Source organism: Sphingobium terrigena (genome assembly GCF_003591655.1).
GTDB lineage: Bacteria > Pseudomonadota > Alphaproteobacteria > Sphingomonadales > Sphingomonadaceae > Sphingobium > Sphingobium terrigena.
The window spans coordinates 252,052-268,025 of sequence record NZ_QVRA01000005.1 but is presented as its reverse complement, the minus strand read 5'-3'; the positions used below and the strand labels follow the sequence as shown (position 1 = coordinate 268,025).

Here is a 15,974-nt window from a genome sequence, read left to right as displayed (position 1 = left end):
CCCCACATATCCCCCTCTTGCAAAAGCCCGCTTCAAGCGGCACTAGCGGCCATGGCCGACAGCACCCTGATCGAGACGCCCGACTTCAAACGGCGCGGCGTCCTCTTCGTCCTTTCCTCGCCGTCTGGCGCAGGAAAGTCCACCATCGCGCGCAAGCTGCTCGCGGCCGAGCCGGATATGTCCATGTCAGTGTCGGCGACCACCCGGCCGATGCGGCCAGGCGAAGTCGACGGCAAGGACTATCATTTCGTCGACTTGCCGGAATTTCGCCGCATGACCGCGGACCAGGAATTCCTCGAATGGGCGCATGTATTCGGCCAGCGCTACGGCACACCCCGCGCACCGGTGGAAGCGATGCTCAAGAGCGGGCAGGATGTGCTGTTCGACATTGACTGGCAGGGCGCGCAGCAATTGCACCAGATCGCCGGGGGCGACGTGGTGCGGGTGTTCATCCTGCCGCCGTCGATGGAGGAACTGGAACGCCGCCTGCGCGGCCGCGCGACGGACAGCGACGAAGTCATCGACGGCCGCATGGCGCGCGCCGCGGGCGAGATCGCGCATTGGGACGGGTATGATTATGTGCTGTGCAATGTCGATGCCGACGATTGTTTCAGCCGGGTGCAGACCATCCTTCACGCAGAACGGATGAAGCGCAGCCGCCAGACCGGCCTCATTGGTTTCATCCGCAAACTGGGCCGTTATCACCAGGAAGATTGAGGGCGATCCGCCTTCAAAAGCCTGCTGGATCGGCCCAGTCAGGATGGACCCAGGCCATCGCCTTGAACAGACTGCCCATGGCGTCAACATCGGTCAGTCTGGCGCGGGCGGCCTCCACTTCGGCGGCGCGGGCCGGGCTGGTGCGGGCCAGTTGATCGGTGCGGGCATCAATGCCCAATTCGCGCAGAAATGCCCCCTGATCGACCGGACCTGACACACGCAGCCCCGCCTGCCGCGCCATATTGCCGATCATGGTGAAATCGACATGGGTGGTGAGGTCCACCTCGCCCGGATCGGCAAAGGGATCGGCAAAGGCGTGAGCCTTGACCGCTTGCAGCGTGTCGCCCAGCAGCGGCCCGGCATAGCCATAATCGATGATGATCGCTGCGCCGCCCTGTTTGGCGATCCGCTGTGCCAGCGCATAGGCGATGCCCGCACCCACGATCGGCGTCTCGATGATCGCCCCGTCCTGCGCTTGCGTGGCGATGGGCGGGAGGCCCGATTCGATGCGGCGATAGCCGGGGACGGCGATGAAGCGCCCCTCCTGTTCGCGCCGGATGACGACACGCTCGCGCCATTCCTCGCCGACCCGGACGCACTGGCGCACCGGCAGTGCGTCGAAAAATTCATTTGCGACGATCAGCAACGGCCCTTCGGTGGGCAGGCTGTCGATATTGTCATGATGGGTGACGTGAGGCAGCAGCGCACGCTGCCGTTCGCGCAGGGTGGGGCTGGTTTCGACAAAATGGACCCGCGGCGCGAGTGCGGCACTCTCCATCGCCCGCAAGGCGTCTGCCGCCAGCGTGCCGCGCCCCGGCCCGAGTTCTGCATAGAGCGGCCCCGGCTTCCGGCCCGATCGCATCCAGATGTCCGCCAGGCACAGCCCCACCAGTTCGCCGAACATCTGGCTGATTTCCGGCGCAGTCGTGAAGTCGCCATCCGCGCCCAGCGGGTCGCGGGTGGCATAATAATGCTGGTTTGCCTCAGCCATATAATGGGCGACCGAGATCGGCCCGCCCGCCGCGATCTGGCGCGCGAGCCGTTCGGAGAGGCTCAGCGGTTCAGCTGACACTCGCGCTTCCGGCGATTGGCTCCACCCGCACGCGACGCCCCTTCGACGTGGCGATCAGATAGAGGCCACCCAGGATCATCGGCACACACAGCCACTGGCCCATATGCAGGCCGGTGCGGGCGGCGAACTCCATCAGTTGCGCGTCCGCTTCCCGCACATATTCGACGCCAAAGCGAAACACGCCATAACCCAGCAGGAACAGCCCGACGAGCATCCCCGGCTGATAACGGGCGCGGGTGCGCCAGAAGGCGAAAGCAAGGATGGCGAAAAGGACAAGCCCTTCGAGCGCGGCTTCGTAGAGCTGACTGGGGTGGCGTGCGAACGGTCCGCCGGTGGGAAAGATGATGCCCCATGGCAGATCGGTTTCCTTGCCCCACAATTCGCCATTCACGAAATTGGCGAGGCGGCCAAAGAACAGGCCGAAGGGGACGGTGCAGGCGACATAATCATGGATGCGCAGCCAGCTGAGTTTCTCCTTGCGCGCCATATAGAGGATGCCGAGCGACACGCCCGCTGCGCCGCCATGGAAGGACATGCCACCATTCCATAGCTTGAAGACATCGAGCGGGTTGTTCAGTATTTCGGGCTGGTAGAAGATGACATAGGCCAGTCGCCCGCCGATGATGATGCCGAGCGTCGCATAGAAGATCATGTCGTCGGCATGGCGGCGGCCCATGGGTGATCCGGGTTGGGCGATCAGCTTGAGCAGATACCAGTAGCCGATCAATATGCCCGCCAGATAGGCAAGGCTGTACCATTTCAGCGTGAAGAAGCCCAGGTCCAGAGCGACCGGGCCGACGCCCAGATCGTCAAAACGGATCGCACCCGAAGCGGCAGCGGCAAGGTCCAGGATCAAATCGGCTTCCTCTTGGCAATATGGGAGAGGCCATAGAGCGATTTCCAGTCAGATGGAATCATCTGATGGCTCGGAAATCGCGTAAATCAAAAAATCGCAGGCGGGCCGGAAGATGAAGAGGGAGCGGCCACGAAAAAGGGCCGCCCCGCAGGACGGCCCTCAATCATGTCAGGGGGTAAAAGATCAGAAGCGGAATTTGATTGCCGCGCGATAGCTCTGATATTGCACGTCCTTGCGCCAGGCGGTGGTGTCGGCCGACAGGCTCAAGTCGATGTTGCCGGTGGTGACGGTCAGGCCGCCGCCGACTTCGCCCCAATTCTTGTCCGAACCGCCCAGGGCAAAGGGAACGGCGCTGCCTGTGCCGCCCACCAGATTGGCGAGGAAGAAGGCCGGCTGGTCGTTGAATTCATGGACGAAATTGGCGGTGACATAGGGTTTGATCCCGCCTGTATTCGCCTTGACAGTGGCACCCAGACGACCCTGCGCGCTGCGGATCGCGTGGCGCTGGATCACCAGTGCCGCGTCGCCGCCATTTTCAGCCAGATTGCCCGAACTGATATAGGCACCGCGCAGCGCCGCGCGGGGCACGATGCTGAACGCATCGCCACCTAGCGCCTTGCTGAGGCCGATTTCACCCGACAGTGCCAGTTCCTGATCGCTGCCGAACAAAGTGTAGGGCGTGACGCCAACGGTGAAAGCACGGCGCGAACGGGTGGTGAGCGTGCCAGCACTGCCCACCGCATCCAGCTTCAGGCCACCCAGATCGAAGGCACCATAGACAGTGCCCTGATAGAGGCGGGCGCGGCCGGTGTCGCCAACGCCGGTCTGGCCTTTCAATTCGCTGAAGGACGCAGCCAGGCCGATGACGCCATTGTCGCCAAAGGCCTTTTCGACGCCCGCCGCCATATACCAGCCATCGAACTTGTCCTTGCCCATTGGCAGGGCGGACCGCATCGGCGCGCTCTTGCCGTCCAGATAGCCACCCGCCAGGAAGGCGCTGATATCTTCGGGCAACACGCCTTCGCGCGTCGTCGTGCCATCGCCGCTCTGGTCCATGCCCAGATCGATATTGTCGAGGCTGGCGGCGGCCAGTTGCAGCGGCTGGCCGGTCATGGTCAACGTGCCGCCCATCGCGCCGCCGTCCAGCTTGGTCAGACGATCGCGATAGAAGCGCGCCATATTGTCGTTGAGCACTTCACCCATCGACGTCTTGAGCGTTTCGGTGCGCGGGGCCATCGCTTCGAACGTGGCCTGAACCCCGGCGATGCTCAGCAGGTCTGCTTCGCCATAAAGGTTGGAGAACTGACTGTAGAGCCCGCGATTCTGGTCGAGCAACTGGGCATAGGCGGTCTGCACCTGCGATCCGCGATTGACGACATCGGCATAGAGACCTGCATCAATCCGGACGCTGACCGAGTTGGTGCCATAGATCAGTACTGGCTTCAGCACCGCCGAAATGTTGCCCGGCGTCGTGAAGGTGCCGTCAATGCCGCCTTCTGCCGTCAGGAAGGTATAGCTGTTGCCAAAGCGCAACCGGCCGCCGCTTGCCGCGCCGAACACGACCCTGCCGCCCAGCGCAGCGATGCCGTTTATCGGATCGCCAGCCGCCAGCAGCGACACGTCGCCATCGGCCTGCGCCGCGGTGATCGCAGCGGCAGCTGATGTTTCCTGATTATCGCCGCCACTGCTTTCTCCACCGCCAGTGTCCGGGTATTCACCGCCCTCGTCGCTGTCATCGGGGACAAATTCGGTCGCCTTGACTGCCAGCACGTCTGACACGCCATTGGCACCCAGATCGATCTGGAGCGTGCTGCCTGACGTCAGCAGTGCATTGCCCTCGATGCTGAGTGTACCGATCGTTCCCACACCGCCGGGCGCGACCGTGCCCAAAATGTTGGTGAAGAAGGGCGTGCGCAGGGTGCCGCTGCCCGACAGCAGGCCGGTCAGCAGGAAATAATCGCCGGGGGTTTCGATGCTGCCATTGACGTTCACCACGCCGGCCAGATGCGAAATATCCATCAGGCTGGTCAGCGATCCCGCCGACGTGACGTCCAGTGCCGCGCCAGTACCGGAGATGGTGAAGCGATCGACCGTTGCTGTCGTGTCCAATGTGGTCTTGCCGTTGGCGCTCAGCGTCACGTCATAATAGCGACCGATGACACCTTGCGATGCGACCGGGTCGATATTGTTGGGAACGAAGCTGGTCGCGCCGGGCAGCCCATTGGCCAAAGTCGGGGCAGGGAGGACAGCGTCGCTGTCGCCTTCGGCCTGCGCATCATGCTGGGCAGAATCGAGGAGCGTTACAGATGCATCCTGTGCGCTGCGTTCGGCAATCTCCACCTTGCCCTTATTATTGGCGACGGTGGTCGATACGCCCGTGCTGCCCGTCGTTTCCGTACTGGCAGCAACAGGTTCGCCATCAATGATCAGCGTGTCGGTGCCGACATCATAGCAAGCGTCGACCGCCTCATAATTGGGCTGGTAGCAAATCTGGCCGAATTTGCTCGCGCTGTCAGCGCCAAAGGCACCGGCCCCCGGAGTCGTTGGAATGCCGTTTACCAGCGCGCCATTGCTGTCGATGATGCGGTAATTGGGGTCGAGTGCGGTCAGCCAGTGGCTGGCGTCGCTCCACTTGCCGTCGCCTGCCTTGGCGGTGGCGTAGCGATAGGGGTTATTCGCCGCGATCCAGTCCCAGAACAGGTAGAGCGGCTGGTAGAAGGACGAACCGCCATAGGCACTTCGCGGCTGTTCCAGGAAATAGCGGCTGCCACCCGACAGGACGCCCAGGATCGTTTTTTCCGAAAAGGCCTGATCCAGGATCAGGGGGCCGCCGGAATCGCCCGGCGCTGTGCTCCCTTCATTGGGCAGGGCGTCGTCCTTGAAAACATTGAAGTCGAACGGGTTTTCGCGTGTCGGATCGTCGAAATCGGTCTGGTAGAGATTCTGCGTATAGCCACCGGGCGCGCCGAACAGGAAGGCGTCGATATCGTCGAGCGATCCCAGCATTCCAAGGAAGTTTTCGGCGGTCTTGCGACGGAAGTCGATGCCGCTGCTCTGGCCTGTCGTACCGCTGCCGCTGCGACCATAGCCGGTCACGGTGACATGATAGCCGGTGCCGGTCGTGTCGCTGATGGCGGCAGGGGCGGGCAGGGCGGAAAAGAGCATCGTCCAGGTCGGCACATCCGACGCGGGCGTGTCCAGCGTCGCCATCGCCACGTCGCCATAGAGGAAGCTGAGCGCGGGCGGATCAAGCGAGTCGGGATGATAGGCGATATTGTTGACATTATAGACGCTGAGCGCCGTGTTGGTCTGAAATCCGTTGCTCAGCCAGTTGATGAGGCCGGGACGGGCATTGTTCTGGAAAGCGAAAGCGACCGGCACGCCATCATTGGTCGTGCCATAATCGGCGGAGGTCAGATCGTTGACGCAATGCGCCGCAAAGATGACGGTGCGTGGATTGACCAATGTACCGGTGCAGACGAAGCCGTCGGCGCGATACATGATACCGACGCCATTAACGTCGCTGCCATCGACAATGTCGCTGGGCGACTTGCCATCGCTCGGCACAACTGCGTGGGCGGCAGGTGCGAGGCCAATTGCCGCTACGGCAGCCGACGCCAACAGGGTATTGCGACGGGCGCGCGCCAACAGACGCGCGCCATTCTTGCGAATGAGCATGATGTGAACTCCCCAAAGACCAGGTGGGAAGCTAATCGAGACAATAGTGCAAAACAATCGGCTGTTTAGAGAAAGTTGCGCCTTGTTCCATAAAGGACACAGGTCGGCCATCCATGTCCGATTTGTGATAGGATCGCCTCACAAATCCGCCATTTTGACCTCAGCTTAAGCAAGTCTTGCTATGCATCATCTTGCGGTGCAGCAAATCTGATCATTGATCCATGTTGCTTTCCTGCGATCAGAGCGCGCACCTTGCGCATTTGCCCCGATCTGCTTAAGCATGGTCCCCAAGTTCCGGTCCCACTTTGGGGCTGGCGATATGTGAAGTGAGTTACGGCATGGTGCAGCAGAGCCGCCCATCGCCGCAGAGTTCCGGCCCGGCCGGCCGTTATGCGGGCAAGCGCGCCGCTTCCGGTCCGGGCGATGGGAGCAAGGCTGCGGCCATTCCTCCCCCGTCGACGCAGCGGGGCTTTGCGCCTTATGGCGCGCGAGACCGGCGATCCTATGCCGCGATCGACCTTGGCACCAATAATTGCCGCCTGTTGATCGCCAAGCCGTCGGCTGACGGATTCATCGTCGTCGACGCCTTTTCGCGGATCGTGCGGTTGGGCGAGGGGCTGGCATCGACCGGCCGGATCAGCGATGCCGCGATCGACCGGGCAATTGCGGCTCTCTCCGTCTGCGCCGACAAGCTGCGCCGCCGCCATGTGACGCTGGCGCGGTCGGTTGCGACCGAAGCCTGTCGCCGCGCCAGCAACGGCGCGGAATTCATCCAGCGCGTCTATCGCGAAACCGGTATTGCGCTCGATATCATCAGCGCGGAGGAAGAAGCGCGACTGGCGGTGCTGGGTTGTCACGCTTTGCTGGAACCGGGCAACGGCCCGGCCCTGATCTTCGACATTGGTGGTGGATCGACCGAACTGGTGCTGGTCGATTCACAGGGATCATCGGGCGCGCCGCGCATCGTCGATTGGGTCAGCGCGCCTTGGGGTGTCGTGTCGCTCACCGAAAGCGAAGCGTTCGAGCATGACGATGCCGACGCGCGACTGGCCGCCTATGACCGGATGCGCGCGCGAGTGAGCGAGGCTTTCTCGCCTCTCGCCCGCCGCCTGCCGCAGGGCGCGCAGGATATACGATTGCTCGGCACGTCGGGGACGGTGACCACGCTGGCGAGCCTGCATCTCAATCTCCCGCGCTATGATCGGCAGGCGATTGACGGGCTGATCGTGCCCTGCGCCTCCATGCGGTCCATTTCGGAGCGGCTGTCCGCCATGGCGCTGGGCGAGCGGCAGAAACTGCCCTGCATTGGCACCGAGCGCGCTGATCTGGTGGTGGCGGGCTGCGCGATACTGGAATCGATCCTCGACATCTGGCCTGCGGAGCGACTGGGGGTCGCTGACCGCGGCATTCGCGAGGGCATATTGCGCGGGCTGATGGACCGCGACGGGAGAATGATGTGAGAGGCGCTGGCGCAGGCAGGGTGCGGGTCAAGAGCGCGAAGGGCCGCACGGCGCAGTCGGTGCGCTGGCTCGAACGCCATCTGAACGACCCCTATGTCCATAAGGCGAAGGCGGAGGGCTGGCGCAGCCGCGCGGCGTTCAAGCTGATCGAACTGGATGAGAAATTTCATTTCGTGAAGGGATCGCGTGCGGTTGTCGACCTCGGTGTCGCGCCGGGTGGCTGGTCGCAGGTGGTGCGCAAGCTGGCACCCAAAGCGGCGGTGGTCGGCATCGATCTGTTGCCGGTCGATCCGATCGGCGGCGTCACCCTGTTCGAAATGGACTTCATGGATGACAAAGCGCCGCAGCTTCTGCGCGATGCGCTGGGCGACGCGCCCGATCTGGTGATTTCCGATATGGCGGCCAATACGGTCGGCCATGCCCAGACCGACCATCTGCGTACCATGGGCCTGGTCGAGGCGGCGGCCTGGTTCGCGGTCGAAAATCTGCGCAAGGGCGGCACGTTCGTTGCCAAGGTGTTTGCAGGCGGGACCGACGGCGAATTGCTGGTGCTGCTCAAAAAGAATTTTACGACGATCAAGCACGCAAAGCCCCCCGCCAGCCGCAAGGGCAGCGTGGAATGGTATGTCGTCGCGCAAGGGTTCAAGGGGCGACCCGACGAACCGGCGCGGGACCGGACGGGCGCGCCGATAGAAGATTAAGTGAAGAATGGCGTGTTCCCGCGCAGGCGGGAACCCAGTTGAAACGTCGGAACTGGGTTCCCGCCTGCGCGGGAACACGGTGTACGAAAGATCGGGGGGCATTTGGTCGCAACGGTATCGACGGTCGCTTATCTGGGTCTGGAGGCGCGTGGCGTCGAGGTGCAGTGCCAACTGGTCCCCGGCCTGCCCAATTTCATCGTCGTCGGCCTGCCGGACAAGGCGGTAGCCGAAAGCCGTGAACGGGTGCGCAACGCCATCGCCGCCATCGGCCTGTCGCTGCCGCCCAAGCGGATCACCGTCAATCTCTCGCCTGCCGACCTGCCCAAGGAAGGGTCGCATTATGACTTGCCGATCGCGCTTGCGCTCCTGGGCGCGATGGGCGTGATCGATGCCGAGACGCTGTCTGGCTATGTCGTGGTCGGCGAACTGGGGCTGGACGGTCGTACCGCGCCTTCGCCCGGCGTGTTGCTGGCCGCGCTCCACGCGGGCGAGCAGGATATGGGGCTGGTCTGTCCGGTCGCGCAGGGGGCCGAAGCCGCCTGGGCGGGGCAGGTGGAGGTGGTCGCTGCCCCCGATTTGCTCAGCCTGCTCAACCATTTCAAGGGGACGTCGGCCCTCTCGCCGCCGCAACCGGGCGCGGTCGAAGCGCCCGTGCGCACCGCCGACCTCAAACAGGTCAAGGGGCAGGAGACCGCCAAGCGCGCGATCGAGATTGCGGCGGCGGGCGGGCATAATCTGCTGATGGTCGGGCCGCCGGGCGCGGGCAAGTCGCTGATGGCGAGTTGCGTGCCGGGCATATTGCCCGAACTGACGCCGGGCGAGGCGCTCGAAACGTCGATGGTGGCCAGTGTGGCCGGGACGCTGGAGGGCGGACGGATCAGCCGCGCCCGACCCTTCCGCACCCCCCATCACAGCGCGTCGATGGCCGCGCTCGTAGGCGGCGGGCTGCGGGTGCGGCCGGGCGAGGTCAGCATGGCGCATCTTGGCGTGCTTTTTCTGGACGAACTGCCGGAATTTCAGCGCGCGGTGCTGGATTCGCTGCGTCAGCCGCTGGAAACGGGCGAGGTGACGGTGGCCCGCGCCAACGCCCATGTGACCTTCCCGGCGCGTGTGCAGTTGATTGCTGCGATGAATCCTTGTCGCTGTGGCCATCTGGGCGATCCGGCACTGGCTTGCTCCCGCGCGCCGCGTTGTGCGGCGGACTATCAGGCCAAGGTGTCCGGGCCGCTGCTCGACCGGATCGACCTGCATGTCGAGGTTCAGGCGGTGACTGCCGCCGATCTGGTGCTGCCCCCGCCCGCCGAAGGATCATCCGAGGTGGCCGCGCGGGTCGCGGCGGCGCGTGCGGTCCAGACGGCGCGCTATGCTGACAGCAAGGTACGCACCAATGCCGAAGTTGATGGCGAAGCGCTGGAGGATGTCGCCGGACCGGACGAGGCGGGCCGACAATTATTGGCGCAGGCCGCCGCCGCGATGAAACTGTCGGCGCGTGGCTATACCCGCGTGCTGCGCGTCGCCCGGACGATTGCCGATCTGGCCGGAGCGGAGAAGGTCGGGCGCGTCCATATCGCCGAAGCGCTGAGCTATCGCCGTCGCGCGCCGGTGAACTGAGGCGGCGATGCTGGCCGCGCTCAAAGCCTGGGCAGGGCGGCTTAAGCGCGAGGTCGTGGCGCTGTGGATCGCGGCGAGGAGTGCCGACACGCCATGGTTTGCGCGTCTGATCGCGCTGCTGGTGGCCGCTTATGCTCTCAGTCCGATCGATCTGATTCCCGATTTCATCCCGGTGCTGGGTCTGCTCGATGATCTGCTGATCGTGCCTCTGGGCATTATGCTGGCGGTGCGGTCTATCCCGCCTGGGCTGATGGCGCGTTATCGGGCGGAGGCGGCGGATGGCGCCGAGCGGCCATCCAGCCGTGCCGGGGTCATCATGGTGCTGATGCTATGGGCGGTCGGAATGGGTGCCTGCCTGTACTGGCTGGCAGGCTGACGGGTCAGGGGATCGGCTGAACACTGATCAGCGTGAACAGGCCGATGGCGATGCCGCCGATCGCGAAGCCGATCAGGAAGCGGCGTATGTCTGGCCAATAATCGGGCGTGTCCATGCTATCGTCTCCTCATGTCGGTGACGGGGGACGGGTATCGCGGCCATGCGACCGCATCCAGTGACAAATATGGTTAGGAGCGTCGGGTCGCGGGTATCGGTCAGGCCGCGCCGTCGCCTGCGATCAGCTTGAGTTCCGGCACCGCGCTATGATCCTTATGCGCAAAATGCCCTTCGATCCGGCTGCCCGGTTCGATCGTGATCCGTTCATAGCGCACGTCGCCGGTGATCCGGGCGGTGCTTTCGACCACCAGTTCCTGCGCGGTGATCGACCCGTCGACCAGTCCCGCCAGACGCGCGCTTTGCGCGGTGACATGGCCGACGATGCGGCTGTCTGGTCCCTGCACCAGCGCGGCGCAGCTGATGTCGCCCTCGACCGCGCCATCGACATGCAGATCGACCGAGGCGGTCAGGTTGCCGCTGATCGTCACGTCGCTGCCGATCAGCGAGAAGGGGGTGTTTTTAGCCCCGGTTGCCGACATCGGCGAAACGCGCTTTTGCGATTTGCTGGACTTGGAGAACATCTTGGCGGGCCTCCAGAAAGCGGCGCGGGTTGATGGCCTGGCCGTTCAGCCGGACCTCGAAATGCAGATGGGTGCCGGTCGAACGGCCGGTCGATCCCATGCGACCGATCGTGTCGCCACGCGCGACCGTCTGGCCGACGCGGCCGGCAAAACCGGAAAGGTGCGCATAGCGGGTCATCAGGCCATTGCCATGCTCGACCTCGACGACATTGCCATAGCCCTGACGCTGGCCGACAAAGCCGATCTTGCCACCGGCGGCAGCATTGATCGGCTGGCCAAAGCGGCCGGGAAAGTCGATCCCCGCATGGAAAGCGGCATGGCCGTTGAACGGGTCGCGGCGATAGCCATAGGAACTGGTCTGCATCGGCGCCGTCGTCGGCTGGCCTGAGGGAATCGCAAGCAGGCTGCGTTCCAGCAATTCCATCCGGTTGAGCGCGCTTGCCAGCTCTTCCAGCTCGCCGGTCATCGCGCCCTTGTCACCCTTCCACGGAACGAAGGGGCCACCCTGGGCGCGGGCGGCGCTGCGGGTCAGGCTGTCGGGGTTCAGGCCAAAGCTGCGGATTGCGGCGGCGGCCTTGTCAGCGCGCCGTTCGACCGCGCCGGTCAGCATCATCGCGAACTGGCGCTGACGTTGGGCGAGGCGGACGAGCGGCGCGGCTTCGGGAGCCATGCTGATCTTGGTGGTCAGCTTGCCCTTCTCGCCACCTTTGGCCGGACCGACCAGGTCAGCGCCCGCGGCGTTGCCATCCTCTGCACCGAAATGCGTCTTGTAGAGGTCGTCCATGAAATCCTGGCGCGCTTCCAGATCCTGCGCCAGATCCTCGACCGACTTGCGATAGTCGGCAACCTTGTTCGCTGTGCTGGCGACTGCCTTGCCCTGCTGCGCGAGCAACGCGCGCTCCTGCGCAACGGCGGCATTGTCGGCAAGCATCGAGATGGTTGCGCCGCCCCAGCCAATCAGCGCGGTGGAGACGATGGCGATAGCGGTCAGTTGCGCCCGGCGGGAGACGCGCAGAAACTTCACCTGGCCCCCGGAGCGGAGAAAAATCTCCCGCTCGGGGCAAAGCGCGCTCAACCGCGCGCGGAGAGCGGCTGCCCCCGTCTTGGCTTTTTGCGACAATTGCGACCCCACACTCTTATTCGAGTCGGGCCGATAGCAAAGCATTGCCGGAGAGGCGAATCTGTCGTTGCGGAGTCGTGACGAGTCGAAGCCTCAGCGCGGCGAAATGATCAAAGGGGCCATTTGTTCCCGCCCAGTGAAAAATTTTTACTGTCTTGTTTCAATCTACTTCATGGCCGGGCGGACAGGCTCTTGTTGGAGCATCAACGTCGTTACAGCATTGGCGGGCATGGCCGCGCCGAAATGATAGCCTTGGCCATAATGGCATCCGCCGGCACGCAGATAATCGACCTGGCGGCTGTTCTCGACCCCTTCCGCCACCGTGCGAATGCCAAGGCTATAGGCCAGGTTCAGCACCGTCCGCACAATCGCGGCGTCGTCCGGGTCGGTTTCCAGATCACGCACGAAGCGCTGGTCGATCTTGATGATGTCGATCGGAAACTGCTTGAGATGGGAGAGGGAAGCGTAGCCTGTCCCGAAATCATCGAGGGCAATGGAAACCCCAGCGTCGCTCAGCCGGTTCAGCACTTGCCCGACCCGGTCGGCATTGCGGCCCAGAAAGACCGATTCGGTGACTTCCAGCTCGATCACCGCCGGGGGCAGGCCTGCCTGCGCCAGTCGTTCCAGCAAATGATCGACGAAATTGTCGTCATTCAGGTCCGCGCCGGACACGTTGAGGGCGACATGGCCGATCAACAGCCCGGCGTCGCGCCAGCGGACGCAGTCGGCAATGACCCCCTCTAACATCTGGCCGGTGATCGCTGGCCCCAGTTCGGGATGCTCGAAGGCGGCCGCAATATCGGCCGGCATGATGACTTTGCCATTATCGGTCGGGCAGCGGAACAAAGCCTCAAACCCGACGATCGCGCCGGTGTCGAGCGCGATCTTGGGCTGATACCAGGGGCAGGGGCGTTCCTGCGCCAGAATATGGCGGGCGCGATCGAGCATGGTCGCTTCCCGCTCCCAGCTGTCGAGCAGGTCAGGCCCGAATATCATGGCGCGGCCCCGGCCATTATTCTTGGCATGATAGAGGGCGATGTCGGCATGTTTGATCAGGGCCGTTACATCCTGTCCTTGGTCGGGAAACAGCGCGACACCAATGCTGACCCGGCATTCGATCGGTCGACCGCGATAGTCGAGCGGCGCGTGCAGATGATCGGCGATGCGCGCGAGGATCAGTTGGAGCGCGTCGGCATCGGGCAGGCGGGTCAGCAGCACGGCAAATTCATCGCCGCCCATGCGCGCAACCAGATCACCCGGTCGCAGGGCGTGACGCAACCGTCCGGCAACCGCGCACAGAAGAGCATCGCCCGCATCATGCCCGGCGGTGTCGTTGACCCGCTTGAATTCGTCCAGATCAATGAGCAGCACGGCGAGTTGCGCCCGGTCGTTCGACGCTGCCGTGGCCTGTGTCACCGCCGCCATGAAATGCGCGCGATTGGCAAGGCCGGTCAGCGCGTCCGTCATGGCCAGGCGTTCCAGATGTCGTTCGGTCTGCTTGCGTTCGGTAATGTCGACGACGCTGGTCATGAAGCACGGCTCGCCGTCGATCACGATCGGGCGGGCGGACAGCAGCGCGTGGCGAAGCGCCCCGTCGGCACGGCGCAGGCGACATTCGAAATTGTCGACTGCCTCGCCGCGCTGGAGCATCGCGAACAGTTCGTCGCGTACCGGCAGGTCGACATAGGTTTGCTCGACATTGTCGAGCCGGACGTCATGCCCCACCGCATAGGCATCGCTGGCCGCGCGGTTGAGCCGCAGGACTTTGCCGTCATAGCGGGTGACCAGCAACGGCAGCGGCACGGCCATGAACATCCGTTCCAGCGTGTCGCGGCTGTTCGCCAAAGCCGCCTGCGCTGCCTGCGCGACTTGTCCGGCGGTCCATTCCTGTCGCTGGAGTCGGTTGCTGCGCGCGATCGCGATCCACATCCCGCAATGGAGCATCAGCATGGCCAGGATCATGCCGGGCATGGTGGAGGAAAGCGGAGCAGGGGCAAGATAGCCGATCAGCAGGGCGATGCCGCAGCCCAGCCCGCCGCCGACATTGCCGCGAAAGCTGGTGGGAACGACCAGGTAGAATACCAGCGGCAGCATGACGAGGACGAAGATGGCGATGTCGCTGCGGGAACTGACGAGAAGGGCGACGCTGATCGCGGTCACGACCTGCCAGGCGAAACAGATACGTTCGACTGCCGGAAAGCTGGTCATCCGGCGACATAGCGACAGGCATATGAGGGACCAGACGATCACGGTCAGCCGTGCCGGCACCGCGACCCAGAAATGAGTCGTTCCGGCAAAGCGCCAGTCGCTCAGCAGGAACAATGCGTTGAGGATGGCAGAGAGGATGAACAGGTTGCGGGCATGACGCCGCGATTCGGGCAGGCGTTCGGCCTGGAACGCCGCTTCCCGTTCGGCTAGGCGAAATTCGCCGCTGATGGTCGAAAGCCCGTTCACGCCCTGTCCAGTTGACGCACCCTGCTGGTGCCAGGCGCAAAATAGGGCACGCACGGTTAGTAATTCCCTAACCAGCCCTCCTCGACCCCTCCCGGTCAGCGGCATGGCCAGCCTGTCGGCGATTGGCTTGACCCTTTGCCCCGGCATCGCTATAGGCCCGCCTGCCCAGCGGTCTGCCGCGTAGAGACTCGTCTCCTCGCATCATCCCACGCGGGCAACACAGAGCTGAACATTACCGGATGCTCTTGCGGCTCCAGGGGGGTATTGCACCCGCCGGGGCCTTTGCTGTTTGGAAGCGATATGTTTCCCGGCGGCATTGAACGCAGGGGCGTTGCGGTAAAGTAACTGAAAAAAGGTGAAGGGCTTCATGCCAACAATCAACCAGCTGGTCCGCAAGGGCCGCGAACCGCAGAAGGCCAAGTCGAAGGTCCCTGCCATGGATGCAAACCCGCAAAAGCGTGGCGTTTGCACCCGCGTCTATACCACGACCCCGAAAAAGCCGAACTCGGCGCTCCGCAAGGTGGCCAAGGTTCGCCTGGTCAACCAGCGCGAAGTCATCACCTATATTCCTGGTGAAGGCCACAACCTGCAGGAACATAGCGTCGTGCTGATCCGTGGCGGTCGTGTGCGAGATCTTCCGGGCGTGCGTTACCACGTTCTTCGCGGCGTTCTGGATACCCAGGGCGTCAAGGATCGCAAGCAGAGCCGTTCCAAGTACGGCGCGAAGCGTCCTAAGTAAGAGAGGGGAGATACAGATATGTCACGTCGTCGTCGCCCCGAAAAGCGCATCATCCTGCCCGATCCCAAATATGGTGATCAGGTTCTGTCGAAGTTCATGAATTCGATCATGCAGGACGGCAAGAAAGCCGTTGCTGAAGCGATCGTTTATGGCGCTCTGGAAACCGTCGAGGCTCGCGCCAAGAAGGATCCGATCGGCATGTTCCATGACGCGCTGAACAACATCAAGCCTGGCATCGAAGTCCGCAGCCGCCGCGTTGGCGGGGCGACCTATCAGGTTCCCGTCGAAGTGCGTCCTGAGCGTTCGCAGGCCCTGGCCATCCGCTGGCTGATCACCGCTGCGCGCAACCGCAGTGAGACCACCATGGCCGCCCGCCTGTCGGGTGAGCTGATGGATGCTGCCAACAACCGTGGTAACGCGGTCAAGAAGCGCGAAGACACGCACCGCATGGCGGAAGCGAACCGCGCCTTCTCGCACTATCGCTGGTAAAAAGATTGGCGGGGCGGCGGTCGATCGACAGTTGCCCCGTTTATCGCTCTTAAAAATCCATCC

At 63.5% G+C, this 15,974-nt stretch carries 13 protein-coding genes; 7 read left to right on the top strand and 6 right to left on the bottom strand.

Going from position 1 to position 15,974, the window contains the following annotated elements:
- The first annotated feature begins 51 nt into the window (after positions 1-51).
- Positions 52-717, top strand: a complete 666-nt coding sequence (gene gmk / locus D0Z70_RS08060; RefSeq protein ID WP_119745124.1) for a guanylate kinase — start codon at positions 52-54, stop codon at positions 715-717.
- Positions 718-730: 13 nt separating this feature from the next.
- Here gmk and D0Z70_RS08055 read toward each other — a convergent pair whose 3' ends face one another.
- The 3 genes from D0Z70_RS08055 to D0Z70_RS08045 form a co-directional block, all read right to left on the bottom strand.
- Positions 731-1,789 (bottom strand): class I SAM-dependent methyltransferase, encoded by a 1,059-nt coding sequence (locus D0Z70_RS08055; protein ID WP_119745122.1) that lies wholly within the window; start codon positions 1,787-1,789, stop codon positions 731-733.
- Positions 1,779-2,645, bottom strand: coding sequence for a prolipoprotein diacylglyceryl transferase (lgt, locus tag D0Z70_RS08050; RefSeq protein WP_119745120.1), 867 nt, complete (start codon positions 2,643-2,645; stop codon positions 1,779-1,781). The genes D0Z70_RS08055 and lgt overlap by 11 nt, the downstream gene beginning before the upstream one ends.
- Positions 2,646-2,828: 183 nt before the next feature.
- Positions 2,829-6,323 (bottom strand): autotransporter domain-containing protein, encoded by a 3,495-nt coding sequence (locus D0Z70_RS08045; protein ID WP_119745118.1) that lies wholly within the window; start codon positions 6,321-6,323, stop codon positions 2,829-2,831.
- A 338-nt stretch (positions 6,324-6,661) separates the two neighbouring features.
- Here D0Z70_RS08045 and D0Z70_RS08040 point away from each other — a divergent pair, with 338 nt between their 5' ends.
- From D0Z70_RS08040 to D0Z70_RS08025, 4 genes are all read left to right on the top strand, one after another.
- Positions 6,662-7,783 carry a Ppx/GppA phosphatase family protein gene (locus tag D0Z70_RS08040; protein WP_119745116.1) on the top strand — a complete coding sequence of 374 codons (1,122 nt, stop codon included), beginning with the start codon at positions 6,662-6,664 and terminating at the stop codon, positions 7,781-7,783.
- Entirely contained in the window at positions 7,780-8,484 is a 705-nt protein-coding gene (locus D0Z70_RS08035; protein WP_119745114.1) for an RlmE family RNA methyltransferase, read from the top strand. Before D0Z70_RS08040 ends, D0Z70_RS08035 begins: the two co-directional genes overlap by 4 nt.
- 102 nt (positions 8,485-8,586) lie before the next feature.
- Positions 8,587-10,095 carry a YifB family Mg chelatase-like AAA ATPase gene (locus D0Z70_RS08030; protein WP_119745112.1) on the top strand — a complete coding sequence of 503 codons (1,509 nt, stop codon included), beginning with the start codon at positions 8,587-8,589 and terminating at the stop codon, positions 10,093-10,095.
- Positions 10,096-10,102: 7 nt separating this feature from the next.
- Complete coding sequence (locus tag D0Z70_RS08025; protein ID WP_119745110.1) at positions 10,103-10,471, top strand: YkvA family protein; 369 nt, start codon at positions 10,103-10,105, stop codon at positions 10,469-10,471.
- A 215-nt stretch (positions 10,472-10,686) separates the two neighbouring features.
- Here D0Z70_RS08025 and D0Z70_RS08020 read toward each other — a convergent pair whose 3' ends face one another.
- The 3 genes from D0Z70_RS08020 to D0Z70_RS08010 form a co-directional block, all read right to left on the bottom strand.
- The gene (locus tag D0Z70_RS08020; protein WP_119745108.1) at positions 10,687-11,067 is read right to left on the bottom strand and encodes a bactofilin family protein; all 381 of its coding nucleotides are present in this window, start codon (positions 11,065-11,067) and stop codon (positions 10,687-10,689) included.
- Positions 11,048-12,133 (bottom strand): M23 family metallopeptidase, encoded by a 1,086-nt coding sequence (locus D0Z70_RS08015; protein ID WP_119745106.1) that lies wholly within the window; start codon positions 12,131-12,133, stop codon positions 11,048-11,050. The genes D0Z70_RS08020 and D0Z70_RS08015 overlap by 20 nt, the downstream gene beginning before the upstream one ends.
- Before the next feature lie 261 nt (positions 12,134-12,394).
- Complete coding sequence (locus tag D0Z70_RS08010) at positions 12,395-14,683, bottom strand: putative bifunctional diguanylate cyclase/phosphodiesterase (RefSeq protein ID WP_119745104.1); 2,289 nt, start codon at positions 14,681-14,683, stop codon at positions 12,395-12,397.
- Between the two features lie 367 nt (positions 14,684-15,050).
- Between D0Z70_RS08010 and rpsL the strand changes: the two genes are divergently transcribed.
- Both rpsL and rpsG read left to right on the top strand, forming a co-directional pair.
- Positions 15,051-15,422 carry a 30S ribosomal protein S12 gene (gene rpsL / locus D0Z70_RS08005; protein ID WP_026002556.1) on the top strand — a complete coding sequence of 124 codons (372 nt, stop codon included), beginning with the start codon at positions 15,051-15,053 and terminating at the stop codon, positions 15,420-15,422.
- 18 nt (positions 15,423-15,440) lie between these two features.
- A complete protein-coding gene (gene rpsG, locus D0Z70_RS08000; RefSeq protein ID WP_006960293.1) occupies positions 15,441-15,911 on the top strand; it encodes a 30S ribosomal protein S7 in 471 nt (156 codons plus the stop codon).
- Positions 15,912-15,974: the final 63 nt, after the last annotated feature.